22 protein-coding genes and 3 pseudogenes are annotated in these 22,843 nt (G+C 60.7%); 7 read left to right on the top strand and 18 right to left on the bottom strand.

The features are described 5' to 3' along the window. The first annotated feature begins 1 nt into the window (after position 1). Positions 2–880: a TniB family NTP-binding protein gene (locus tag BA011_RS26080; protein WP_065283526.1), complete on the top strand. Its 879-nt coding sequence runs from the start codon at positions 2–4 to the stop codon at positions 878–880. After that, positions 877–1,932 (top strand): TniQ family protein, encoded by a 1,056-nt coding sequence (locus tag BA011_RS26075; RefSeq protein WP_065282911.1) that lies wholly within the window; start codon positions 877–879, stop codon positions 1,930–1,932. The genes BA011_RS26080 and BA011_RS26075 overlap by 4 nt, the downstream gene beginning before the upstream one ends. A gap of 4 nt (positions 1,933–1,936) precedes the next feature. On the opposite strand, the gene scpB is transcribed toward BA011_RS26075, so the two are convergent. Further along, on the bottom strand, positions 1,937–2,632 hold the full coding sequence (gene scpB / locus BA011_RS26070) for an SMC-Scp complex subunit ScpB (RefSeq protein WP_065282910.1): 696 nt from the start codon (positions 2,630–2,632) through the stop codon (positions 1,937–1,939). A gap of 2 nt (positions 2,633–2,634) precedes the next feature. Next, the gene (locus BA011_RS26065) at positions 2,635–3,588 is read right to left on the bottom strand and encodes a DUF1403 family protein (RefSeq protein WP_065282909.1); all 954 of its coding nucleotides are present in this window, start codon (positions 3,586–3,588) and stop codon (positions 2,635–2,637) included. A gap of 124 nt (positions 3,589–3,712) precedes the next feature. On the opposite strand from BA011_RS26065, the gene BA011_RS26060 reads away from it, so the two are divergent. After that, the gene (locus tag BA011_RS26060; protein ID WP_065282908.1) at positions 3,713–4,891 is read left to right on the top strand and encodes a site-specific integrase; all 1,179 of its coding nucleotides are present in this window, start codon (positions 3,713–3,715) and stop codon (positions 4,889–4,891) included. Between the two features lie 354 nt (positions 4,892–5,245). On the opposite strand, the gene BA011_RS26055 is transcribed toward BA011_RS26060, so the two are convergent. After that, positions 5,246–5,662 (bottom strand): UPF0158 family protein, encoded by a 417-nt coding sequence (locus BA011_RS26055; protein WP_065282907.1) that lies wholly within the window; start codon positions 5,660–5,662, stop codon positions 5,246–5,248. A 372-nt stretch (positions 5,663–6,034) separates the two neighbouring features. Here BA011_RS26055 and BA011_RS26050 point away from each other — a divergent pair. Then, positions 6,035–6,942, top strand: a pseudogene (locus BA011_RS26050) (nucleotidyltransferase and HEPN domain-containing protein). Between the two features lie 125 nt (positions 6,943–7,067). On the opposite strand, the pseudogene BA011_RS26045 reads toward BA011_RS26050, so the two are convergent. From BA011_RS26045 to BA011_RS26025, 5 genes and pseudogenes are all read right to left on the bottom strand, one after another. Further along, positions 7,068–7,936: pseudogene (locus tag BA011_RS26045) on the bottom strand (nucleotidyl transferase AbiEii/AbiGii toxin family protein). Then, positions 7,929–8,534, bottom strand: a complete 606-nt coding sequence (locus tag BA011_RS26040) for a type IV toxin-antitoxin system AbiEi family antitoxin domain-containing protein (protein WP_186806594.1) — start codon at positions 8,532–8,534, stop codon at positions 7,929–7,931. The pseudogene BA011_RS26045 and the gene BA011_RS26040 overlap by 8 nt, the downstream one beginning before the upstream one ends. A 333-nt stretch (positions 8,535–8,867) precedes the next feature. Then, entirely contained in the window at positions 8,868–9,890 is a 1,023-nt protein-coding gene (locus BA011_RS26035) for an alpha/beta hydrolase family esterase (protein WP_065282905.1), read from the bottom strand. Next, positions 9,887–10,339 carry an NUDIX hydrolase gene (locus BA011_RS26030; protein WP_065282904.1) on the bottom strand — a complete coding sequence of 151 codons (453 nt, stop codon included), beginning with the start codon at positions 10,337–10,339 and terminating at the stop codon, positions 9,887–9,889. Before BA011_RS26030 ends, BA011_RS26035 begins: the two co-directional genes overlap by 4 nt. 593 nt (positions 10,340–10,932) lie before the next feature. Further along, complete coding sequence (locus BA011_RS26025; RefSeq protein ID WP_065283525.1) at positions 10,933–11,865, bottom strand: NAD(P)/FAD-dependent oxidoreductase; 933 nt, start codon at positions 11,863–11,865, stop codon at positions 10,933–10,935. 354 nt (positions 11,866–12,219) lie between these two features. On the opposite strand from BA011_RS26025, the gene BA011_RS42165 reads away from it, so the two are divergent. The 3 genes and pseudogenes from BA011_RS42165 (at position 12,220) to BA011_RS44445 (ending at position 14,110) form a co-directional block, all read left to right on the top strand. After that, positions 12,220–12,555: a helix-turn-helix domain-containing protein gene (locus tag BA011_RS42165; protein WP_151343566.1), complete on the top strand. Its 336-nt coding sequence runs from the start codon at positions 12,220–12,222 to the stop codon at positions 12,553–12,555. Further along, positions 12,548–13,790, top strand: a pseudogene (locus BA011_RS26020) (type II toxin-antitoxin system HipA family toxin). The gene BA011_RS42165 and the pseudogene BA011_RS26020 overlap by 8 nt, the downstream one beginning before the upstream one ends. Then, positions 13,787–14,110 (top strand): hypothetical protein, encoded by a 324-nt coding sequence (locus BA011_RS44445; RefSeq protein ID WP_237352732.1) that lies wholly within the window; start codon positions 13,787–13,789, stop codon positions 14,108–14,110. Before BA011_RS26020 ends, BA011_RS44445 begins: the two are co-directional and overlap by 4 nt. A gap of 136 nt (positions 14,111–14,246) precedes the next feature. On the opposite strand, the gene virB11 is transcribed toward BA011_RS44445, so the two are convergent. Genes virB11 through BA011_RS25965 form a run of 10 tightly spaced genes read right to left on the bottom strand, consistent with a single transcriptional unit; the run spans position 14,247 to position 22,842 of the window. Continuing rightward, positions 14,247–15,242, bottom strand: a complete 996-nt coding sequence (virB11, locus tag BA011_RS26010) for a P-type DNA transfer ATPase VirB11 (RefSeq protein ID WP_065282903.1) — start codon at positions 15,240–15,242, stop codon at positions 14,247–14,249. Between the two features lie 7 nt (positions 15,243–15,249). Beyond that, complete coding sequence (gene virB10 / locus BA011_RS26005; RefSeq protein WP_065282902.1) at positions 15,250–16,422, bottom strand: type IV secretion system protein VirB10; 1,173 nt, start codon at positions 16,420–16,422, stop codon at positions 15,250–15,252. Positions 16,423–16,431: 9 nt separating this feature from the next. Then, positions 16,432–17,289, bottom strand: coding sequence for a P-type conjugative transfer protein VirB9 (gene virB9 / locus BA011_RS26000; RefSeq protein WP_065282901.1), 858 nt, complete (start codon positions 17,287–17,289; stop codon positions 16,432–16,434). Next, positions 17,286–17,957 (bottom strand): virB8 family protein, encoded by a 672-nt coding sequence (locus tag BA011_RS25995; protein WP_065282900.1) that lies wholly within the window; start codon positions 17,955–17,957, stop codon positions 17,286–17,288. The genes virB9 and BA011_RS25995 overlap by 4 nt, the downstream gene beginning before the upstream one ends. Before the next feature lies 1 nt (position 17,958). Next, positions 17,959–18,240 (bottom strand): hypothetical protein, encoded by a 282-nt coding sequence (locus tag BA011_RS25990; RefSeq protein ID WP_065282899.1) that lies wholly within the window; start codon positions 18,238–18,240, stop codon positions 17,959–17,961. A 52-nt stretch (positions 18,241–18,292) separates the two neighbouring features. Beyond that, the gene (locus BA011_RS25985) at positions 18,293–19,213 is read right to left on the bottom strand and encodes a type IV secretion system protein (RefSeq protein ID WP_065282898.1); all 921 of its coding nucleotides are present in this window, start codon (positions 19,211–19,213) and stop codon (positions 18,293–18,295) included. A 3-nt stretch (positions 19,214–19,216) separates the two neighbouring features. Further along, on the bottom strand, positions 19,217–19,450 hold the full coding sequence (locus tag BA011_RS25980) for an EexN family lipoprotein (RefSeq protein ID WP_065282897.1): 234 nt from the start codon (positions 19,448–19,450) through the stop codon (positions 19,217–19,219). Next, entirely contained in the window at positions 19,447–20,145 is a 699-nt protein-coding gene (gene virB5, locus BA011_RS25975) for a P-type DNA transfer protein VirB5 (RefSeq protein WP_065282896.1), read from the bottom strand. The genes BA011_RS25980 and virB5 overlap by 4 nt, the downstream gene beginning before the upstream one ends. Continuing rightward, on the bottom strand, positions 20,145–22,511 hold the full coding sequence (locus tag BA011_RS25970; protein ID WP_065282895.1) for a VirB4 family type IV secretion/conjugal transfer ATPase: 2,367 nt from the start codon (positions 22,509–22,511) through the stop codon (positions 20,145–20,147). Before BA011_RS25970 ends, virB5 begins: the two co-directional genes overlap by 1 nt. Continuing rightward, a complete protein-coding gene (locus tag BA011_RS25965) occupies positions 22,504–22,842 on the bottom strand; it encodes a type IV secretion system protein VirB3 (protein ID WP_065283524.1) in 339 nt (112 codons plus the stop codon). The genes BA011_RS25970 and BA011_RS25965 overlap by 8 nt, the downstream gene beginning before the upstream one ends. Position 22,843 lies beyond the last annotated feature (1 nt).

Here is a 22,843-nt window from a genome sequence, read left to right as displayed (position 1 = left end):
CATGTCGGATCATCTATTTGACCATGTCCGACCTCTTCTCGATCGTAGCAATGAGGAACGGGTCGCCTATGTTCGTGCGCCGCGGTGGATTGGGCACCAGGTTGCAAAGGACAGCCATCAGCGCCTGGCCGAGCTGCTGTCACGACCTGCGTCATTGCGAACCCAGGGACTGATGCTGGTCGGCCCCTATGCAAATGGCAAGACGATGATCGCAGAGCGGTTTGCCGTCGAACACCTTCGGACATCGCCTGAGCAAAGGATATGGATAGTCCAGACACGCGAAGGGGCCGGACTCGGCCACTTCTATGCCAGCATTCTCCAAGGCCTCCGCGCGCCTGGCGGCGAGATGTGGGACGTCGGCCGGAAGGCCGAGCAGTTGGATCATTTGCTGGCGAACCTCAAACCGAGGGTGCTGATTTTCGACGAATTTCACAATGCGCTGCGGGGCCGCCCCCGCGATGTAGAGGCGGTCTTTGCTTTCTTGCGGCGGATCGGCCGGCAATACGACATCTCACCAGTTTTGATCGGTGAGGTGGCCATCTACGATTTCGTCAACGCCACCAGCGAGATGGCGAGCCGGTTCGACCTGATGGCGGTCCCTCGGTGGCAATACGACGAAAGCTATCTCATGCTTCTCGACAGTCTCGAAGCGGCCTTGCCCATAGCCAAAGCCTCCGACCTGTCGAACGAACCGTTGGCGCGCCGGATATTCAGTCTGTCAGAAGGGTTGATCGGCGAGGTCGTCACCATCGTCACAAAGGCAGCCGTCCTGGCAATCAGATCCGGCGTGGAACGCATCACCAAGGCTGGTATAGAAGAACTGCGTCACATGCCGATCTCGCATCGGCGCAATGCCGCGCTACGCGAAAGCCTTGTATGACGGCGATCGACGGCCAGGCGCCGGTCATCAGCATTCGCGAGCGATATCGAGATATCGTTTCGGAGCGATGGCCGATAATCACCACACCACAGCCGGACGAGTTGCTGTCGAGCTGGCTTCACAGGCTTGCCTATTCCAATGGCGTGCCCGCGCGCGCTTTCGCCCGGGTGCTGGGGCTCAATTCGGGAATGTGGTCAGCCGCATTGGATCTCAGGCTCCCGATCGATGTGGCGAACCAGCTTCAAACATACGCCGGTGTTTCGCTCCATCAGCTGACTACAATGACACTGTCACACACTCTGCCGAATCAACTCTTGCTACCGCTTCGCAACAGCCGGCGGCGGGATCGTTCGACCTGGCTTCAGTTCTGCTCGCAATGCCTCGCCGACGACGCACATCCGTATTTTCGGCGGCGATGGCGGTTGGCAACCCGTGTTGCATGCGACACGCATGGCAGCAGATTGCGTGACCGATGCCCTTCCTGCCGCAGCCACGTTGCCGCCTTTGACCAGAGCGAGCTCGTGCCGCAACATTATTGTGCCCTGTGTGGTTACGACTTGCGCCGCGCATCGGCCATCGACCTATGCCCGGTGGCGAGAAGACTAGACCGGTGCATTGATGAACTCTGCAGCTATGGATCGACCAGCAGTTCGTCCGCAGGCGGCGTGCTCATTCGGCGTCTTCTGAACATACCTCGGCCTGCCGGAATTTATCCACGGACGATCCTGACTGGCCTATCCGCATCAGCGCGCACACGCTGCTTCGAACGCCTTGTCGGTCACCCAGGCGACGAGGGTATCGAAGAGCAGGATGCCCTGGCCGGTGCTGAGGCCCGATTCGTGCTTCCGCCGGATGGTGGCCCTGGTGTGCTGATCGGACAGTTTGCGGAAGCGCTCGCCTGTAAGTTAGGTCGGCCTCCCGCGGCGGACATTGACCGACCAATGATCGATCTTTCGGGTGTGCTCAGCGCCTATGAACAGATGCGTAATATCTCAACTATGGCCGACCAGCGCGCAAGACGCTCAGTTCCAGCCGGTCGCTGCCAGTGCTAAAAGCTCACTCGTCTTCCGACGCCTCATTCTCAAGATCAGTTGCCGCGGCTTGCTGCAATACCTGCCGGCTGAGCAGCCCCGCATCCTCCAGCGCCTCGATGTTCGGGAGGTCGCGCAATGTCTCCATGCCGAAGGCCGATAGAAAATGTCGGGTCGTGACGTAGGTATAGGGTGCGCCGGGCGTCGGACTGCGTGGTCCAGAGGCGAGGAAGCCAGCACTACGGAGCGCGGCGATCGTATCGCGACTGACTTCCTTGCCGAAGATCTTTGAAAGCTCGCCACGGGTGACTGGCTGATAATATCCCACCGCCATCAGCACCATCGCCTCGAACTCCGACAGCGCCGCCGCCCCGCTCCTTGTCGGCGCCGACGAAGATCGTATCGCGTCCGCGTAACGCGAACGCGTTCGATGCTGCCAGCCGCCGGCGACCGATACGAGCTCATAGGGCCGGGAACTGAGTTCCTCGCTCAGATCGTCGATCAGCAGGTCAATACTGCAATCCTTGCCGATCACCCGCGCCAGCGTCTCGCGGCTGACCGGCTCGGCGGAAGCAAAGATCACCGCCTCGACGCGCAGCATCCATTCCCGCCAGCGCAGTTCGGCCGGCAGGTCTTCGAGTTCGCGGTCGAACAAGACCTCCTGCTGTCGATCTTTCGCCTGACGCCGGCCGCTGGTTTTCGCTGCGCTCGTTGCACCCATCATCACAACCCAAAAATCCGGAACGATGACCGGCCGGACTGTTCGCGCACCGCGTCGAAACTCTCGAGCCGCTCGAACAGCCGCGTGGCCGCCCAGCGCGACAGGTTGCTGCCGGGCGCCGAGGCTGGCACTGCATCCTCGTTCAACAGCCTGCGGATCACCGATCCGGCACCCTTGGTGCGCAGCTTCGGCGCGACAGCCAGCAGCCGGCTGGCCCGCCGATCGATATCGGCAGCAGAGCGAAGCGCCGCCTCGACACCCTCGACCAACGCCAGGCAGACCGCGCGCGGATAAGCCGGATCGCCTGGTCGCACACGCCCGCGTCCGCCGTTCGTACGGAAGGCGGCGCCGTAGCGCTCGGACAGCAGCAGCGGCACGGGTCTTGGCCATTTCAGCTTTTGGGAGAGCACGACATCGGCCAGGCCCAGGGCAAGCACCTCGGCATCCGGGCGAACGGCAAAGATCGCCGTTATCAGGTCCGCCACTGCGAAAGGTGCTGCTCGCCCGGACTGGATCGCAGAATCGACCGTATCCAGGATCGAGGCAAGACCATCGTCCCAACGCAGGTCCATTAAATCGGCGAGCTCCTTGACGAAGGGCGACCCCGGCGTGCCGGATCGGCGGGTCAGCGATCGTGTGGCCAGAAACAGCTTTCCGGCCGGCCCCGGATCGTCCCCGGGTGCCGTCAGCAAAAGCGCGTCACGGAGCGCGCCTTCTTCTTCGTTGCGGCCAAGCATTCTGGCAGCGATCGCGGCGGACTTCAGGGCGAGGCGATCACGCCAGCAGCCGAGCCACTGAGGGTCGGCGCGGATCAGATCGTCAAGGGATTTCAGAGCGATACCGGCGGCAAAGGCCGCGTCGGCCTCGTTCGTTTCGTGGCCGCGCGGCAGTGCCCAGGTTGGCCGGGCCTGCGACCAGATCGGGGCAGGTGGTGGGGCTGATGCGGGCGAATCCATGCACGAGAGCATAAATCAAGTGCGCAGTTTTGGCCAGCAACATTGTATCAAACCGCACGTGCCGTCGATCATATAAAACGAACGATAAACTTCCATTATCGTTCATTTCTGTCATTATAAGGAAATGAGCCAAATCATCGAGCAAAACAGCGAAAATCATGGCGAGGCGAGCTCTGCTCCGTCTCTCGGCACGCCGGTTCCGGACGATATTTCCGCGTCGCAGCCGTCGGCCGGCATCCCGATGCACAACGCCACCCTCCCCTCCCCTCTTCCGGAAGCAAGCACTGCCTTGCCCGCCCACCTGGAGCAGCTTGCCGATCGAGCGCGCGGTTATGTCGAGGCCTCCAGTTCCGCCAACACCCGCAAGGCCTATGCCTCGGACTGGAAGCATTTTTCCGGATGGTGCCGCCGGCAAGGGCTGGAGATCCTGCCACCCAACCCGCACACCGTCGGCCTCTACATCACCGCCTGCGCCGGTGGCAGTGACGCGGTCACCGCCTCGGGTGCGGCAATCGCCGGCCGCAAGCCGAATTCGGTGACGACGATCGAACGGCGGCTGTCTGCCATCACCTGGAACTATGCCCAACGTGGCACGCCGCTCGACCGCAGGGACCGCCATATCGCGACGGTTCTTGCCGGCATTCGCAACACCCATGCTGCCCCTCCCCGGCAGAAGGAAGCGGTGCTGCCCGAACACCTGATCGCCATGCTGGAGACGCTTCCCCGCGGTACCTTGCGAGGCCTTCGCGACCGCGCCATGCTGCTGATCGGCTTTGCCGGTGGGCTGCGGCGCTCCGAGATTGTCGGGCTCGACGTCGGCCGTGACCAGACGAAGGACAGCCGCGGCTGGGTCGAGATCCTCGACAAGGGCATGGTGGTCACGGTCCGGGGAAAACGAGGTTGGCGCGAAGTGGAAATCGGCCGTGGTTCGTCGGACGCGACCTGCCCTGTCGTTGCGCTGCGGACCTGGCTGAACCTTGCAAGGATCGCGCACGGCCCGCTCTTCCGGCGGGTCACCGGTCAAGGCAAGGATGTCGGATCGGACCGGTTGCTCGATCAGGAAGTGGCACGGCTCGTCAAGAAGGTGGCATTGGCTGCGGGCGTGCGCCCCGACCTCACCGAGGCAGAGCGCGCGGAAAAGTTTTCTGGCCACTCACTGCGCGCCGGCTTGGCCTCTTCGGCCGAGGTCGATGAGCGCTACGTGCAGAACCAGCTCGGGCACGCGTCCGCCGAGATGACCCGAAAATATCAGCGGCGGCGGGACCGGTTTCGGGTGAACCTCACCAAGGCGTCCGGGCTTTGACTCCCTCCCCTGCCCCGATGATGAAATCGTTAGGTCAAAATCGTGGGCTGGATTTTTAGCTTAGCGCTTCAATTGAAATCGGGAAGTAAAAGCCACAGCTGGCGTCGAAAGCCGGTCGCATCAGGGCTGTCATGCTGATTTTCGCGAGATCATAAGTCATTGAAATTATGGTAAATGATTTGCTAAAAGAACTCTATTACAATATTGCGGTTCCTCACATGGTATGATTGCTGGTTGGCGTTCTAACCATCGATAAGTACTGGTTATCGATGGTTATACTGGTAAATTCAGCAATTTGTATTTGCTCTTTCAGGCTACTATTCCCTTGGGGGCCAGTCAGATCCTGAGCCAACGTCAACCACTGACTTCGATGTCGTTATCGTCGCACCAAGTCCTTAAAGCGTCTTCCGTGGCCTTTCTCTCGAATGCGTACCACCGATCGATGGCGTGCCTGTGCTCCAACAGGTCTTTGAAGCGGGCATAGGCACCCTCCCGACTGAAGATCTCCAGAACTTTATCGCTATCGTCGGGCAGGTGGTGGCGAGCGAACTTCAGCACCAGCGGCTTGCCAAGATCGAGTTCTTTCTTCTCCGGAATGCGGATGTATTCTTCGCTGTCCTCGATGTCAGGTATTTCTTCAACATCGTCCGCCCAGTCCGAATGCCAGAAGATCTTGCCTGTCTCCTTGCACAGAAAAGCCGTGTTTTCGCCGATTCCGACGGAGCTCACGAATTCGAACGCGTCCAGAAGCTCGCTGAAGTCCACAGTCATTCCGGTCCTGCCGCTCACCAGCCTGTCGTTGCAAGATATAACTCGGTCCCAAATCGGGCGCAAATAAATGTGGGCGTCTCCTGCACTTGCAATGGGAGGCTGCTTGCGCTCCGCCTGCCCGCGTGAAGCCGTTAGATCGAAAACGAGCGACGAAATTGAAACCGGGAGGTAAAGCCACGCCGACGCCGCCGTCCGCCAGGGTCCCCTCGGGTGACGGGTGTTTGCGTCGACCTGCCGAGAGACGGCATTCACGGCCGTCTTCGATCCACGCGATCCCTCGAAAGAACGTGAACTCAGATGTGATTAATTCCTACAGATTCCCTCTCAAAACTGCGAGTAGACGATTCAAAGTCTTTCGCCTATCGATTGCTTATGAAATCGTCGCTTGAATATATGCCGCTTCGCAAGCAGCGAGAACTCGGCCGGGTGCTCGAAATCCTCCACGAGGAATTCGAGGACGCGCTGAAAGAAGGCACGGCTGATTTCAAGAAGCGCGGCAGAATCCTGAAGATCATCCTGTTCGGCTCCTACGCCAAGGGCGGATGGGTCGATGAGCCCTTCACCATGAAGGGGTATCGCTCCGACTTCGATCTGCTGATCATCGTCAACAACCGCAAGCTCTGCGAGTTCGCCGAGTACTGGCACAAGGCCGCTGACCGGCTGATCCGCGAGCACTCGATCGAAACGCCAGTGAGCTTCATCGTCCATTCCAGACGTGAGGTGAATACCTACCTCAAGGAAGGGCAATATTTCTTCTCCGACATCCGCAAGGAAGGCATCGTTCTCTACGAACTGGACGATGAGCCATTGGCGAGCCCGAACCGCTTTCGTCGGAGGATCGGCTGCGAATTGCCCAAGCACATTTTCATAATCGCACGAAGCTGCTGATGCAGTTTGCGGAAGGTGCCGCCTTCCATATCAGTAGAGGCAACTTTGACGTCGCGGCGTTTGATTTGCATCAGACGGTAGAACAGGCATATGCGTGCGTACTGCTGACGCTTACGAACTACGGCCCACCATCCCACAACATCAAGTTTCTGCGCTCTCTCGCGGAAGAGCAAGACAGACGGCTGGCCGATGCCTTTCCCCGGGACCAGCATCGCGAGCGAGCTTGGTTCAACACACTGAACGAGGCTTATGTGAAGGCACGCTATTCCGAGCATTACGCGATCACTGATGAAGCGTTGACGTGGCTTGGAGAGCGGACCACCGTGCTGGTCGACTTAGTGAAGGCCGTTTGCTCCGAGCATCTCGAAAGGCTCAAACACGACAGCCACTAGGGAGCCAGACGGCACGGCTCACGCAACTCTAACCCACCACTCCTGCCCGCCAGACAGCATCAACTCAACCTTCCCCGGCATAGCGAGAAACACCCTCCACAACGCCACAGTGGAAATCAAGCCACTCATTGGCCCAAGCTCGCTGCTGCTGCGGCGCGCGGCATGAGGAATTCGGCTATATCTGCAATTACATTCGCGAGATCACCCGGATCATGGGTAACGTCTCCGACAAACGCGCGCCACTGTCGCTGCTTTTGCGCATCCTCGGCAAAGGCCGGCGTCAGTGCATCGGGCAAGTCCTGAGGTATCATTGTCCCACGCCGCGCGAAGGTGGCGGCAATCGCCCGGGGCAACCTGTCGCCGTCGAAGCTGAGCGACCGGCTGAGAATCCAGATGTCGTAGAAATCCTTCATCCGGCTGTTGGCTCGCCCAGTGCCACCATCGCCTGGAATTTCTCGGCAATGACGGTCTCCCGGGCATAGCCCCGCAGCCGGGGCATCGGAAAATCCAGCATGGAAGGATAGTCCAGCTCTTCGGCGTCAGGCTCCACCGCATCGCCAAAGCCGATGTCGATCGTCAGACTGATCCGGGCGCCGCCGATCGATGCTGTGGTCCGCAGTCGCAGGCCGCCATACTCGAGTTCCTCGCGGATTCGATCGACACGAAGCCCATCGTCGTCGAACTCCACGCCGTCGGCAGCACCCTGCGCCAGGATCTCCCGAAACGTCGCCAGCATCGGCTCCCCGCTCGGATCGCCGAAGCCTAGCAGATCAAGGTCGCGCGTGCCGCGGTGGGGGTCATCAAACCAACTCATCATCAGCATCGCGCCCTTCAGCACGAAGCGGTCGGCGTGGGGTGACTGGCTGAGCCGGAAGAGGAGCCGCTCCATGGCGAAGCGGGTCAGGACAAGGTCGAAGGTCTGGCCGCTCGTCTTGGAGACCTGCAACAGGCGGGCGCGAACCGAGGCGCCGATGTTCTTGATCTCCTTAGCCATTGGCGGTCAGTGCCTCGAGATAGGGCCGAACGACCGTGGCGACCGTTCCTCGCTCAGCCTGCCTAGCAATCTCGCCCGGCGTCGTTTTGCGCTGGCGCAGCGCTTCCTGAAGGCCTTCTATCGCCACGGACAGGCCAATCTTGTTCCGATATCGGAAGCAATCGGCGATCGTCTTTGCGACGCCGAAGACCTTCACAGTCACCCCCTCGACAGCGTGGGTTTCAACACCCTCCGTCAGCAGACGATCGGTGAAACGAACCAGCCGAATGGGCGTGCCTTCTGGTTTCGGGGACCAGTCCTTCTGACCCACGGCGAGCCAAACCTGCCTCGGGAGCTGATCAGTCAGACCATGGAAAGCCAGGGCCGAAACGAGGCAAACAACGCCTTTGGGAACCCGTTTGGCGGCCTCTGCGAGACTGTGGTGAACGTCGAGGGGCGCATCGGAAAGTTGATAAAGTCCTCGCGCGAGCCGAAGCACCTCGCCGTCGCGTTCCATGCGGCTGATGGTTGCGGCTGTTACGCCCGCCTCGCGCAGCTCTGCCAGGCGCGAAATTCCGCGCGCGGTCAGCACGGTATGGGCAATCTGGCGTTGGGACATGGATGGTGGCACGATACGAAAACTCGGAACACAGGACCTATTATCCGAGGTTTTGTATCATTGTTGGTATGGCGAGGAAAGGTGTCCGATCGAATAGGCTGCCGCCTGGTCGAGGCTCAAAGCAGGGAGAGAGGAATCGATCACGTGTTATGTCAGCGTGGGCAGCGTGGTCGACCGAAGCCCCATGGCGGACAGGTCTGGAACGAGCGGCTGCAGGCGGGCGCGGGTCACCAGCAGCGTCAGCTGCTCGAATGCAAGCCTGGCGTTTCGTTGCCCGCGGGACCCTTCGCTGGGAGGAATTTGCCAGCTACCGCCGAACTTGCTACGAGCTGATTATATTCGAAGCCTCGACAAACCCCACAATCGCATCATCTCTGCTGGAGCCGAGATTTCTACCGGGATCACGTAGGGATCTCCAGATCGTGGCGCCGTGACGCTCTTGCGCTTCTTGATCGGAAGCCCGTGGCCCATGTTGCTGACTGAATAGAGGGCAACTTTCAGCTCGTTTGTGACTTTCCACGACTGCAACCTGCCCCATGGCTTCTCCTCCAAACGGCCGCTGTTTTCTGCGATGCCTTGGACTTCGAGCCACTGGGCAACACACGCGAGCGCATTGACGGGCTTGACCACCCGGTCTTCCATGCCCTGCCAGATGGTTATCGGAGGCCATGCCCCGGCTTCCGGGGAAATGTCAGCAATGGGTCGTCCCCATCCGCCCGGTGGCGACGGCGCACCTGACTTCATCGCGCGCAGGGCCGACATCGCGTCGCGAGCAGATCCGAATGGCATGCCGGCGATGATCGCGGCGCCGGCAAACAATGACGGGTAGTTCGCGACGAGTGCGCCCGTCAGCGCCCCGCCGGCGGACAGCCCCGCGACGAAGATCCTCGAACGGTCGATGCGATGTCGCTCACATATGTGCTCGACCATCTGCTTGATTGAACGCACCTCGCCGCGGTCTCGAGTGACGGCGCTTGGTCGAAACCAGTTGAAGCAATTTTGCGAATTGTTTGCCCTTTTCTGCTGCGGATAAAGAAGAACGAAACCGCGCTCTTTCGCAAGCTTGGAGAAGCCGGCCGCAGCATCCAGGCTTTCGGGAGTCTGATGGCAGCCATGAAGCAAGACGACAAGCGCGGGGTTTTTCGGCAGCCGCGTGGTCGGGACGAAGGATTTCATCACCAGGTGGCCCGGATTACTGCCAAACGCGGTTGTCTCGATCAAAATCGATTTCGCGGGACGGGATGCTGAACGCTTCGTTCTGCCTCGGGTCTTTGCGACGGCTTTCTCGATCCGCTTGCTGATCTTCTTTTGGGCTCTGAGGACCTTTAATAGCGATCTGCCGAGACTGAGCTTCATAGGTTAAGGGTCTCAACCCGCGACAGGAGCATCCGCAAGCCCGGCTGCGCCGCTTCCCGCAGCGCGGTCTCCAAGAACCATCGCGTCTTTCGGACATCCTTCTCCGGAAACTTGTCCGCGATCCTCGACACGTGGACAAGATGGACGGCCACTTGGTAGCGGTTGGGACTCGTGTCCTTCCGATACGAAAACGAACCGAACACTGTTTTGTCGACGATGCCTGCCACTCCGGCTTCCTCGAAGGCCTCTCTCAGCGCCGCAGCGCTGCTGGCTTCACCATCTTCGACCCGCCCCTCCGGAATGCCCCAGCGACCGTTCCGTCGGCTACCTACAAAGAGCATTTCAAATCCACCGTTTTCGGTCCGGCGGTAGCAACGAGCACCGGCCTGCGCCACATCGCGACCAGACAGGGTTTTCACAAGTTCCGTCTGGGCGTTTTCGTTGAGCATCGTCCGCCTCCGGTTTCGAAGCCCGCGCAAGCTAGCTGGGCGACGTTCAAGAGTCCAGTTCGCTTCATCACGTCCGGCAACTGCACCAAGCGGAAAATGCTCGTTGGTTCCCGTTCACCATTTCCCCAGAGGTTCTTAAAGATATCCCCAAGAGAAGGCCGCGTAATTCTCGTCGTTTCTTGCCAGCAACGCCTTTCAGTGGACAAATACGGGCGACAACTCTGCGATAGACGCAAGGTCATTCGCGCCAACAATGTCGTTTCCGATGCGGGGGAGTAAGGTCGCCTACCTTCTTGAGCCCGTGGCGGTAGACGCTCGGAGGGAACGGCAGCTGATGATCTTTGCTGGCTGCCGCTCGGTGCTACCTTTTAAAACCACCCTGGATCTGGACGGAGCCTGAAGCGGTGGAGCTTGCGGATCGCTGCCCCTGCAACCGTCTGCCATCGTCGTGCCCATTGATCCATTCGTGGTCGGCGAGGATGTTTGAGCAAGGAGGCCGATCGGAAGTCTGCCTTTGTTGAGCAGCTTAATCGGCGACGCCAGCTATACTCTTTTACGTGCCCGCAACATGCGCCCGAGCCGCGAAATTAAGGTCAACAGCGCACCAGGGCTGCTTGCTCGCCAAGGTCGTTGCGGATGGTCGTAGCAGCAACCCCTGCCTGCCCCATGGCATGGCTGATCTGGTCAAGGCCGGCGACCACGTCTCCTGCGGCGTAAAATAATGGAACCGTGGTCCTCTGGTGACCATCGACGATGACACATCCTTCGTCTGAGAGCCTCGCTCCAAGACGTGATGCCAGGTGCGAACAGATGTCGGATCCAAGAGCCGGATATATGGACGCGAATGAATAGGTTTCCGTTGGTGTTGTGACGCGGATCATATCATTGTCCAGATCGGTCGAGGTTACGGGGCCGACCTCCACTCTTATTCCGAGGTGGGTTAAGGACGACGTCTCGATTTCGGACAGATCATGGATGCCCTCGGGCGATATCAGCGTGAGATCCTTCGTGTAACTTCGAAGGAAAACGGCCTCCTTGAACCCCTTCGTTCCCGTTCCGATTACACCGAGGGGCTTGTCCGTTACCTCAAAACCGTCACAGACGGGACAGTAGCGCAGAAGGCCACGAGCCACGGCTTCATCATGGGTTGCCTGTGGCATCGCAGGCCGTCGATTGACGACACCGGTAGCCAAAAGTACGGTCCGAGAGCGGATGGTGCCGTTCTCGAATTCTGCCACGAACAGGTTGTCGACTTTATGAAGCGTCGTGATCCTGCGGCGTCGAATGGCTGCCCCGTAGAGCTGAGCCTGGGCGTTCATTCTCGCCAGCAGCTCAGTGCCGCTGATGCCGTCCGGGAATCCGGCGTGGTTGTGCGACATAGGGATGGTGGAAGCGCGGCTGGAGTTATCATGGAAGACCGCCACGGAAAGGTGGTAGCGCGCCAGGTAAATCGCCGCGGTCAGGCCAGCCGGACCACCCCCGATGACAACGCAGTCGTACACTTTCTCTTCAAATGCGTTCGTCATCATGCCATTCCGTATCCTGTTGGCCCCAACCGGGATTGCACCAGTGTGGGCGACATGGCCAACCTCGGCAAACGGTAATGGTTCCATTGTCCGGTAACCCAACTCACCATGTCCTTGACATCCATGCGATGCGGTCAAAAGTTGCCGGAGCTCTTGGGGTCCACCAAATTCGGATGGCCTCCCGCCTTCCAAGATCAAGGCCATCGGCTAGAACTCAGATCCCCCGGCGGACGGACCACAAGGTTGGGTAGCAGTGAGCGACGCCCCGACGTACGGGTCGCTAAACGCCTCCCTCTGGAATAATTGTAAGCTTCGTGATACATATCCCTCAGATCTGTAGTGCGAAGGTGGCAAATGCCAACACCTCATAATCCTCCGGCCGCTGTGCGGCGCGCGCTGCGCAAACTGGGCGCAGACATTCGCGACGCTCGTCGACGTCGCCGCCTGCCTATGGCTGTAGTGGCCGAACGCGCCTTTACCTCACGCTCAACGCTTCAGAAGATCGAAGCCGGAAACACCAATGTCAACATCGGCATCTATGCAGGTGTTCTACAGGCACTCGGTTTGCTAGAGGGACTGAGCCACGTCGCCGACATCAGTAACGACAGCGTCGGTCAGTTGCTCGCCAGTGCGGAACTACCTAAGCACGCGCACCTGAAACGATCGCCGGGATCGTCGCGTAATGGCTGATTTCGAAGTTCATCTCGACCTACACGGCCGCGCACGTCCGATCGGACTGGCCGGGAGCAATAGCGTGCGCGGTGCCGAGACGATCATGTTCGAGTATCACCGGGCCTGGCTTGAGGACCCCGACCGCTTCTCGCTAGAGCCCGCGCTATCCCTGACCCGGGGCGCTTTCGCGCCACCCGCCGGCCTGGCAACCTTTGGCTCCATTGGCGACTCTGCACCAGATACCTGGAGCCGACGCCTCATGCAACGCTCGGAGCGCCGTACGGCTGAGCGCGATGGCCGGGCCGTTCGCACACTGGCCGAAAGCGACTATCTGCTTGGCGTCGCGGACGAGACGCGGCTCGGCGCGCTCCGCTTTCGCGGGGTTGGCGAGGAGCAGTTCCGAGCGCCGAACCGCGCCGGTGTTCCCGCCCTCATCAAGCTCGGCCGCCTGCTGCAGATCACTGAACGTATTCTGCGCGATGAGGAAACCGACGAAGACCTCCAACTTATCTTCGCGCCTGGTTCGTCGCTTGGTGGATCGCGCCCGAAGGCCTCTGTCATCGATCAGCATGGCCATCTCTCGATTGCCAAGTTTCCCAAGGAAACCGACGACTACAGCATGGAGACATGGGATTGCTCTGCGACTGGCTGAACAAGCCGGCATTGTCACGCCCATCCACGAACTCATCGACGTCGCCGGCAAGAAGGTCATGCTCTCGCGTCGCTTCGACCGCGATGGTGCCGTCCGGATCCCCTTCTTGTCTGCGATGGCGATGGTGGGCGCAAAGGACGGCGAACGCGGCAGTTACCCGGAGATCGTAGACGCCCTGGCCGAACACGGCGCGCAGGGAAGAACCGATGCCCACGCGCTTTATCGCCGCGTGGCCTTCAATGTGCTGGTTTCCAACGTCGACGACCACTTGCGAAATCACGGCTTTCTGTGGCTCGGCAAAGCCGGTTGGTCGTTGTCACCTGCCTATGACCTCAATCCAGTGCCTACCGACGTCAAAGCGCGCGTCCTGACGACCAACATCGATCTTGATGAAGGCACCTGCTCGCTTGATCTGCTGGAAGAAGCTGCCGGGTTCTTCGCCCTCACGCTCGCCCAGGCTCGCGCGATCATCAAGGAAGTCGCGACTTCCACCGCGACGTGGCGCGAGACCGCAAAAGCGGTCGGTGCGCGGTCGGCCGAGATCAACCGTATGGCCAGTGCGTTCGAGCACGACGATTTGCAGCGAGCGCTAGCCCTGTGATGAGAACCCTCCTCCACAGTTTCGATCCGCCCGCCAGCCCGATCACCGGCGCGACCGTCGATCTCGATGTCGCGGACATCGAGATCGACGGCATTCGCGAAGTGCTTCAGACGCCGGTGCCGCGTATGGCCCATGGTCTATCCTCGACGCGCTCCTATGCTCTCCGTCCGGTGTTGGGAAAGCCCTCCATCTCCCGCGAACCGCTCGGCCAGGCCCAAGAGGTGAAGGTCGCTCTATCGGGGCTATTCGGCCGCTTCGTCGCGCGCACCCATCTAGAGCGCTACTTCAACCTCTCGATCTTTGCGCATCTCGGCAGTTAGACCATAGATCTGGATCGGCGAGGGAAGGTCAAAGTCACCCGTCTATCGCGAGGAGATCTACCGGATCGGATTGCCTGTGCGCCGGATTTGTCGGCGCTCACCGTCCGCTGAAGCCACACGGAGCTGGCGAACGCCTTCAGGCGGCGGCACGATAGTAGATTTCCGTCACCCGAAACCGACCATCGATGCGTTTGCACTGGACGATGACGTCGATGGCGATCTTCAGCATCTCGCGTATGTCGTTTCGCTCCAGGTCTCGCCCGCCGTCGGATTCCTTCACCAGCAGTGTCAGCTGCTCGAATGCAAGCCTGGCCGAGTCGGCATGCACGGTGGTGATCGAACCCGGATGACCTGAATTCACGTTGCGAATGTAGTAGAAGGCGGTTCCGTCGCGCAGTTCCTGCAGCAGAATCCGATCGGGCCGCATGCGCAGACAAGATTCGAGGAGATCCTTCGCCCCGACCTTCGCCAGCCCTTGGCCGCCCTTGGAATAGAAGAGGCGGACATGGTTCGGTTGCGGGATGACGAGCTCGGGCGTGTCTTCGATCGAGATGATGCGTTCGCTCGACGGGATATGACGGATCAACGCTTTCGAAAGCGTCGTCTTGCCGGATCCAGTCGCCCCGGAGATGATGATGTTCTTGCGTGCGCAGACGGCCTCTCGAAGAAAGGCCTGGTAGGACCCTGTGCGATAGAACTCCAGGAGCCTACGGTCGACCGAGGAGATGTCAGCCTCTTGCCTCGCGACCTCGGCGAACAAGCCGCGCTGCTCAAGATCGTTCAGGCTCAGGGACACGGAAGACGGTTTTCTGATCGTGATGCTGACGGTTCCCTTTGTCGTCGCGGGCGGGATGACGATCTGGATGCGCTCGTCGCCGGGCAGCGTTGCCGAGAGGATGGGCCGGGTTTCGTCGATCGACTGGTTGGAAAAGCTGGCCACAGCCCTTGCCAGGCGCATCAGCTTGTCGAATGACAGCTCCGGCAGATCGTGGGTTTGCCACCCGGCCGTGCCCTCGGTGACCACCTGGGTCGGCCAGTTGACGATGATCTCGTAAAGCGACTTGTCGCGCAGGAAGGGCGACAGCGGTGCCAGCAGCTCGCGCACGACGCCGGAGTCGGCTCCCTCTGTCATGGCCGGACTATTTCGTGACAAGGGTCGAGGCTGGACTGAAATCGCCAAGTACCGCCCGGTCGTAGATGCGGTTGCGCGGTTCGCTCACGCGAAGCCGATAGACGCTCGAGAAATCGAGATCACGCGCCACGAAGATCGAGACCAGCTCTCCTTGATGCTTCAACAGCGGCGGCGGAATGTTGATCGACTGCTCGACGGCGATGGTCGCCGCCTGCTTTCCGGCACTCGTCGTGTTGTCTGCCTCGACATCGCTATCCTGCAGCTGGCTGTTGGCATAGGAGGTCGCGTCGCCGACGATCGACAACAGGATCGCGCTGCCGAAACGCTCCCACCAATGGGTATCGACGTAACCGTCGACACCGGCACGCCCAAGGGCATCGGTTGCCGGCGATGCCAGGGTGATGATCACGCCAGTCGGTGTCTTTGCCCGGTTCCAGAGAACAAACAGCCGTTTCTGGCCCCGGCGAAGGCCGCCACGATATTCGCCGACGACCTGCGTGCCCTTCTCCATCAGCACGACGCGGCCGTTGTCCGACAGGACGTCGCGGTTGATGACACAGCTCGTGAAGCCGGCTTGGTCGGAGGACAGCGCCGTCTCGAGGACGCATGGAATGGAGGTCCCCATGGCGACGATAAAGTCGCGATTGCCAAGGGTCCCGGCACGCGAGCCCTGCAGCTGTGTCGGTGTCAACAGGCGATTGAAGCGCTGGTCCTCGTTTTCCGCCTGGGCGCCGAGATCGCCCGGACTGTTTTCGAATGGAACGTAGTTCGACGCGGTATCGGCACCGGCATCCTGCTCTCGAGCATGAGGCTGGGGGGACTTTTCACCGCCGTAGGCGATGACCGGCGCGCGACGGGCAGCGTCGAGAAGCTTTTCATCCTCGCCGTCCTGCTCGGGCATTCCGGGCGTTGGCAGGATTGTTTCCGGCGTTGTCGTAACGGGTTGCACCGGCTCCTTCGCCGGCTCGAAATCGGACGTCTGGCGGATCACGACGCGTTCAGGCTGGACCCCGTCGGCGGGTTTATCCTGCCCGCGCATCGACCAGAGCGCAAAGCCGACGAATGCGATGATTGCAAGCGCCACGGCGCCACGTCTCACCGTCGGATTGGTGTCGAGGCTCCGGCCCGTCGACGTTTCCGCGCGCTCACCAGGAATTTGGGTGCTGTCTTCCTCGGCCATGACGTCCTCCTATTGTCCACTCGCTGCCTGCGTCTTCACAACACGCTCGACCGAGGGTGAGGTCGTATTGGTGTCGGGATTGATGCCGATCCGATCATAAGCCTCGTTGAAGACGCACAGCACGTCACCTCCCCTGCGCAGGATGAACTTGCGGCTGATCGCGTGTACCAGCACCAGGTTGTTCTCGACGGACTTCGGCACGAGGCTCTCGCTTCCGTCGGAATTTTCCATGTAGATCGCCGGCATTTCCTGGTTACCGGCAAAGGCGAAGGTGGTGACCTTGCCGTTGTCGTAGACCGCCTGGGGTTCAAGAGCCGCGGACCCTTGCGCCGAATAGCGCCAGTTGCGTGGGCCATAGGCTTCGTGAAGGGCAAGAACCTTCTCCGCTTCGCCGGCCTGGGCCGCCTGCGCACGAGCAGCGGCATCGAGCCTGCGGCGTTCGGCCTCGTCGGCGGGATAGCGATACTTCACATAGAAGTAAGTGTTCTGCCCCGCCTCGACCGTGCCGTCGCGGACGGTGAGCTCCATCTGGTAGCTGCGTGTCGAGCCGTCCCGTCTCGTCGTCACCACCGAGATGTTGGTCACCGGCTGGTTTTCGCGGGGCTTCAGGAACAGGATATTGCCGGCAGGCGCCACTTCCCATGCGACGCTGTTGCCGAGGGCCACGTGGGCGATCTCCTCGTCGGCGGCGAACTCGATCTGCACCGAGGAGCGCAAGGTGCCGACGATCTTCGTGATGTTATAGGGCTGGTAGTCGACGAAACGGATGCGGCCGTCCTGCGCCGCGCCGCGCGGGGTTTCGAGCGCATGTGCCGTCGAAGACAAACTGGCGACCAGGAAAAATGCGATCAGAAGACGCTGTCTCAATTGATGGCCTCCGGATCGGCGCGATATTCGCTGACGACAAAACCAAGCGGATTGGTCAGCCGGTCGGTCGAGGACATCGGCGCGTTGACATAAGAGAAAGTGAGCGTTGCCACCCAATGGGTGGTCCTGACGTCGTCACCGCGGGTAACGGTCCGGGTATAGCGCACCGATACGACATTGGCGTTGATCAGCGAGATCGACACGACGTTGATGCGCGACGTCGCGCCGCGGCCATAAATATTCTGCGGAGAGTCCGGATTGCCGCCTCGGTAGATTGCCGCAAAACGCGCCTGCTCCGGCTGGGTCGAGAGCAGGGCGACGGTGCGAAAATTCTCCTCTGCCTCGCTCCAGACATAGGCTTCCCGCGCACGCACATACTTGGCCGCAAAATACTTGGTCACCGCCTCGTCATAGGTGCCGGCCGTCGAGGTCAGCGCCGAGACGACGTCGACGATGCCGGTGGAATTATCGACCCGAACCACGAAGGGCTCGACCGTCTTCAAGGGCGTGAGGCCGGCAACGGCGACGATCGAGGTGGCGGCAAGCACGCTTGCGGCGATCGCGATGGACCAGGCGATTCGCGCCGACCGCTCCACCTGGAGAAGCCGATCCTGATCGAAGCGGCGCGCCTTGTCGAAATAGCTCTTCAGACTGTCCTCACTCACCATCTCACCCCTCCTGGCATGACCGATAGGAACCAACGACGTCGAAATGCGCGAAGGCGGGTCCCTCCGTCAGCGGCACTTCTCCATAGGAAGACACCTGGCCGGTCGCCGTCGCCGGGACTGGGTCATTGCCGCTTTGCTTGGCGGGCTTGTTATCCTCCCACTGCCACATGGCGCGGTTGAGCGGCCGGCGCGAATAGCCATCGCATTTGGGCAGAGGGTGGGACCTCGATGCGCAGCCGGTGAGCTCCATGGCAAGGAGGAGCGAGACGATAATGCGGATCATTGAAATGCAAACCTCTGAAACATTTGTCGTGGAGAAGTCGTCATCCGACCCCTTAAGATCTGAGGCGGCGGCCGACGAAACGGGCGCCTCGCCCAACCGCTCTGGTGCCATGCGAGGCGGCCCAGGCAAGCGTACTTTCATGGGCGTCACGGCTGGCACCATAGCCGTAGGTCAAAGACGCCCCGCCCGCCGCAAGCGCTGAGGCAATGCCGGGCAGTTGGTAGAAGACGTAAAGGGCGGCAAGGCAGATGGCGCAAAGGGCGACCGGACGCATCATGACATCCGTGTAGCTTTCGATTGCCGTGAAGGTCGTGTCGATGCAGCTGATCAGTAGTGAACCGATCGCTACGACCAGGACCTGGAGAATGACGAAGTTGGCGAGCTGACCGATCCAGGATTCGGTGAAACGACGGGTGGACTGGAACATTGCAAGCGCGACGAAGATCGGGCCGATCGCCAGCACGATAGCGAGTGCCAGCCGCGCATAGAGCGAGACAATATAGCCGATCGCCGCCACGGTGAAGCTCGCGCCGATGGCCATCATCCCGCCGATGCCGTTGACGATGTCGGCGGGCCAGCTGGCGCGCGCCCAGATCTCCTGAGCACATTTCTGGCCCTTGTCGAGCAGGCTGTCGAAGGTGGAAGCGCTGGGCGCCGTCCCCGAGTTCAGCGCCTGCGAGATCTCGCGCGGCAACGTCTCGAAGAAGATGTTGGTGACGTAGGTTTGATATTCGTTGGCGTTGCGCACCAGCATGACGATGATGGCAAGCTTCATCGCCCGAAATGCGAATTCAAGAATGGGCTCCTGGACCGAGCCCCGCAGGACAAGGTAACCATAGAGCACGACGTAGAGCGTTAGCGCCGCGGTGAGCGGGCCGCCGATCCAGCTGGCGATGTTCGAGGTGCCCGACGAGATGAAATTTTCCAGCGGTGCCTTGAACTGGCCGTCGACGAAGCTGAAGACCTGGTACATAGCTCAGCCTCCAAGCGCCCTGTTCATGCGTTCAAGCCGCAGCTTCCAGTCCGCCGCCGCGGCGTTTTGACAATTGGGCGTCTGACGCAAGGTGCCGGGGTTGTTGCCGCATTCACTTGTGATCTTCGCCAGCAGGACCTCATCAGCCATCAGCTCGCCGACGGTGTAGATCCTGTCTTCCTCGCCGAAGCAGCCAGAAAGGGTGAGCATGACGATGCCAAGCAGGAGATGTTTCATTTGAGCGCCTCTCCCATGGCATCCAGGCGCTTGCGCCAATCCTCGGCCTTGCGCTGGTCGTCGACCTGAACCTCAGCCTGCTGGACCATCTGCAGGGCCTGCATGCGCAGCACGTCGGTCTGCAGGAAGGCGGTTTCGGCCTGCAGCCGTGCCTGAAGATCGGCGATATCCTTGGCATCCGCGGCGCTGGAGATCTGCTGTCGCAGCTGATCGATGCCGTCGATGCGCTTGGTGGCGGCATCGTAGATCTGCTGGCCGAGGCTCATCTGGCCGGCATTGCGGTTCTGGGCGCGCGCCAGTTCCTGCGCATAGAAATCATTGGCGTCGGTGCGATAGGTGGAATTATTCTCAAGGAATTTCGACGCGGAGGTGCCGAAGGCCCCGGTGCCCGACCCTTTGAGCAGCCCTTCGATGGCATCAAAATCCTGCGGCAACGCCTTGCGGATCGAAGGGTCGTTCAGCAGACCGGCGACATCGGCCATGTTGGTGACCTTGTTCAGCGATGCGTAAAGCTGTTGTGCCTGCTGAAGCTGTTGATTGAGCGCATCGAGCTGCGATTTCAGCTGGGTGATGCTTTCGATCTGCTTGGCGATCGCCGTTTCATCGATGACCGGAATGCCCTGCGCCGATGCCGTTGCAACCGGCAACAGCCCAGCCATCATCGCCAGAGAAAATCCAATTGTGACCCTTTCCATCAATCCGTTCTCCTTCTTTGCCGAAACACTGGTAGCCAGTCTTCGAGCCGATCGCCGACCTCCTTCCGGATCGCCTCGGCGAGTTCGACGCTGGCGGTGCGGCCGGAGAGAATGTCGAGCTCGTCGTCGAAACCCCTGAGGTTCAGTTCGGCAACGACGCTGTTGTGCCCCTGCTTGACGATGAAGCGGCGGCTTTCGACCGGAAGCTCGCGGGAGAGAAGCTCGAACTCGCGCTCCGTCAGTTTGAACCCGTCGACGTAATCGGCATGGTCGCCGCGCGGATTGGGTAGGAAGATCTGCGTCGGGCACTGCTCGATGATCGTATGGGCGATCGGCGAGACGATCGCATCGCGCGGGCTTTGGGTCGCAAACAGCATCAGCCCATTCTGTTTGCGGATCGTCTTCAGCTTGTTCTGGGCGAGATCGCGAAAGCCCTCGTCCTGCAGGGCCTTCCAGAACTCGTCGATGACGATGATGATGCGCCGCCCGTCGATCAGCTGCTCGATGCGGAAGAACAGGTAGGCCATCAGCGGAGCGCGAATTTCCTCGTTGTCGAGGAAGTCGGTCATGTCGTAGCCGATGAACTTGGCACCGACGCCGATGTCGTCGGTCTCGTTGTCGAACACCCAGCCGAGCGGACCTCCCCTTTCCCACCGCCTCAGCCGCGAGGCGATGCCCTCGGGATCGGTGTTGTTGAGGAAGGTGCGCAAGGCGCCAATGGAGCGGCGCTCGACAGGAAGGTCCGCCAGACCGTCGACGGCCGAGGCGATGTCGCGCAGCTCGGTGACGGTCAGTTCCCGCGTCGCCGCTCCCACCAGCCTGCCAACCCAGCCCGTGAGGAACACTTTGTTTTCCGGCGTGAGGTCGAGTGCCTTTAGCGGCGCGCAGCCGGTGGCAACACCGTTTCGCAGCGGCAGGTAAGTGCCGCCCGCGGCCCGGACGAACAGGTCGGCGCCACGATCCTTGTCGAAGAAGACCATGTGGGGATCGTGTTTTTCGAGCTGGGAGAGCATGAAGTTCAAGAGCACCGTCTTGCCGGTGCCCGACGGTCCGCAGACGAAGGTGTTGCCAAGGTCGCTATGATGGAAATTGAAATAGAAGGGCGATCCGGAGGCAGTCTTCAGCATGGCGACGGCCGGTCCCCATTCATTTCCGTCCTTCCTGCCCGTCGGATAGGAATGATAGGAAGAGAGTGCTGCAAAATTCCGCGAGGTGATGGCGCCCGACCGTGCCCGATAGCGAAAGTTGCCCGGCAATTGCCCCCACCAGGCCGCCTCAAGCCCGAGATCCTCGCGGGCGACCACCGCACCGCCATTGGTGAGGTATGCCCGTGCTTTGGCCAGGTGGTCGCTAAGCTCCTTCACCGAAGGCGCAAGCACCGACAGCGCCAGATGGTGCTCGCCGAGCACGAAGCGGTTCGACTCCAGATCGTCCATGGCTTCGCCGAGTTCTTCGATCTGCGAGGCCGCCTTGTCACCGGCGCTCACCATCTGGTTCTGCTTGCGCCCCATGATCGTGCGCGCATCGGCTTTCGAGACGAAGGCGAAAGACTGCGTCAGGATGAGCTCGAAGGGCGCCGTCAGGATGCCGTCGAGCATGCCGCCACGGGTCGTCGCCGGATATTCCTTGAACCCGAAGATGCCGGCATAGCGGCTATCAGCCTCATGACGGATCTCGATGGTTTCCCGCCCGACGATCACCCGATCCGAATAGATCGCCGAAGATATCCTGCCCTCCGTCAACGGGACGCGTTCCCGCCGGCCGCCAACGATCTGATGCAGCACCTCGCTCGGTTCGGAAAAGAGGATGCCGTCCTGCTCGTAAAGGGAGAGCACTCGAGGCTCGAAGCGCTTCAGGCCCGCGGTGACGTCGGATACCTTGTCCTTCAGGTGCTTCAGGCCATCCTCGTCGACTTCGACGCCGGCGCGGCCTGCCCTGCGCAGGCGCGAAACAAGGTTGGCGGCTTTTTCGGCGGGATCGCGGCCCGGATGCCAGACGAGCGAGAGATAAAGATCGTTTCGAAACAGATCCTCATCGATCATGCGTTCGCGGTATTTTGCGTTCAGCCCCTGTGAGAATGGATTGGCGAACTCTCCGTCCGGGTAGGCGTTGTCGCGACGGCGAATGACATGTGTCCACAGCGCCAGCCGCTCGTCGGCGATGTTGCGGTAGAGCGTATTGAGGTCGCGGTGGAGGCTGTTCAGGTCCAGGACATCGGCGGTTTCGAAGGATACGCCATCGAGCGCGAGCATCACCATCAGCGCCCTGGATTTAAGCGCGATCGTTGTCTCGTCGACATGGCGGACGTGCGGAATGAAGGTTTCGGGGCCGAGTTCGCGTGAGCGAAGCGTTGCGATGCTAGGCAAGGCTTAGATCCCTTTCGTCATAGTGCCGGATGAGCGTCAGCGGCGAGAGCGTGGCGCCGCCCCAATAGGCGGTGTTGCGTGACCGGCCGCGGGTGTCGATCCACGAGATCAAGATCCGGAACATGTTGTGGTCATGCTTGACGAGCGTCCGGAATATGAAATGAAAGATGACGCCGACCAGTGCGTAAGCGATCGATCCCGCAGTGATGTAAAGGATCGTCGTCAGCATGACGTTGACGCCCATTGCCTCCATCGTCACACCGGCAATCATCGCCGGGCGGGTGCAGGCAAGGAACAGGGTGTCTTCCTCGATGGCGGCAGCTGTCGGCATG

Source organism: Rhizobium leguminosarum (assembly GCF_001679785.1).
In the GTDB taxonomy this organism is placed as follows: Bacteria; Pseudomonadota; Alphaproteobacteria; order Rhizobiales; family Rhizobiaceae; genus Rhizobium; species Rhizobium leguminosarum_R.
Note: the sequence above shows the minus strand (reverse complement) of the source record. Positions and strands in the feature narration are given on the sequence as shown.

Coding starts and splice junctions, on each gene's coding strand:
- BA011_RS26065 (WP_065282909.1), bottom strand. CDS start 3,588: ATGGATTCGCCCGCATCAGCCCCACCACCTGCCCCGATCTGGTCGCAG.
- virB11 (WP_065282903.1), bottom strand. CDS start 15,242: ATGACAGAGGGAGCCGACTCCGGCGTCGTGCGCGAGCTGCTGGCACCG.
- BA011_RS26035 (WP_065282905.1), bottom strand. CDS start 9,890: ATGAAGCTCAGTCTCGGCAGATCGCTATTAAAGGTCCTCAGAGCCCAA.
- BA011_RS26080 (WP_065283526.1), top strand. CDS start 2: ATGTCGGATCATCTATTTGACCATGTCCGACCTCTTCTCGATCGTAGC.
- virB10 (WP_065282902.1), bottom strand. CDS start 16,422: ATGGCCGAGGAAGACAGCACCCAAATTCCTGGTGAGCGCGCGGAAACG.
- BA011_RS25990 (WP_065282899.1), bottom strand. CDS start 18,240: ATGATCCGCATTATCGTCTCGCTCCTCCTTGCCATGGAGCTCACCGGC.
- BA011_RS25995 (WP_065282900.1), bottom strand. CDS start 17,957: ATGGTGAGTGAGGACAGTCTGAAGAGCTATTTCGACAAGGCGCGCCGC.
- BA011_RS26055 (WP_065282907.1), bottom strand. CDS start 5,662: ATGACTGTGGACTTCAGCGAGCTTCTGGACGCGTTCGAATTCGTGAGC.
- BA011_RS25980 (WP_065282897.1), bottom strand. CDS start 19,450: ATGAAACATCTCCTGCTTGGCATCGTCATGCTCACCCTTTCTGGCTGC.
- BA011_RS25965 (WP_065283524.1), bottom strand. CDS start 22,842: ATGCCGACAGCTGCCGCCATCGAGGAAGACACCCTGTTCCTTGCCTGC.
- BA011_RS26060 (WP_065282908.1), top strand. CDS start 3,713: ATGAGCCAAATCATCGAGCAAAACAGCGAAAATCATGGCGAGGCGAGC.
- scpB (WP_065282910.1), bottom strand. CDS start 2,632: ATGGGTGCAACGAGCGCAGCGAAAACCAGCGGCCGGCGTCAGGCGAAA.
- virB5 (WP_065282896.1), bottom strand. CDS start 20,145: ATGGAAAGGGTCACAATTGGATTTTCTCTGGCGATGATGGCTGGGCTG.
- BA011_RS26040 (WP_186806594.1), bottom strand. CDS start 8,534: ATGTCCCAACGCCAGATTGCCCATACCGTGCTGACCGCGCGCGGAATT.
- BA011_RS26025 (WP_065283525.1), bottom strand. CDS start 11,865: ATGACGAACGCATTTGAAGAGAAAGTGTACGACTGCGTTGTCATCGGG.
- BA011_RS42165 (WP_151343566.1), top strand. CDS start 12,220: ATGCCAACACCTCATAATCCTCCGGCCGCTGTGCGGCGCGCGCTGCGC.
- BA011_RS25985 (WP_065282898.1), bottom strand. CDS start 19,213: ATGTACCAGGTCTTCAGCTTCGTCGACGGCCAGTTCAAGGCACCGCTG.
- BA011_RS26075 (WP_065282911.1), top strand. CDS start 877: ATGACGGCGATCGACGGCCAGGCGCCGGTCATCAGCATTCGCGAGCGA.
- BA011_RS26030 (WP_065282904.1), bottom strand. CDS start 10,339: ATGCTCAACGAAAACGCCCAGACGGAACTTGTGAAAACCCTGTCTGGT.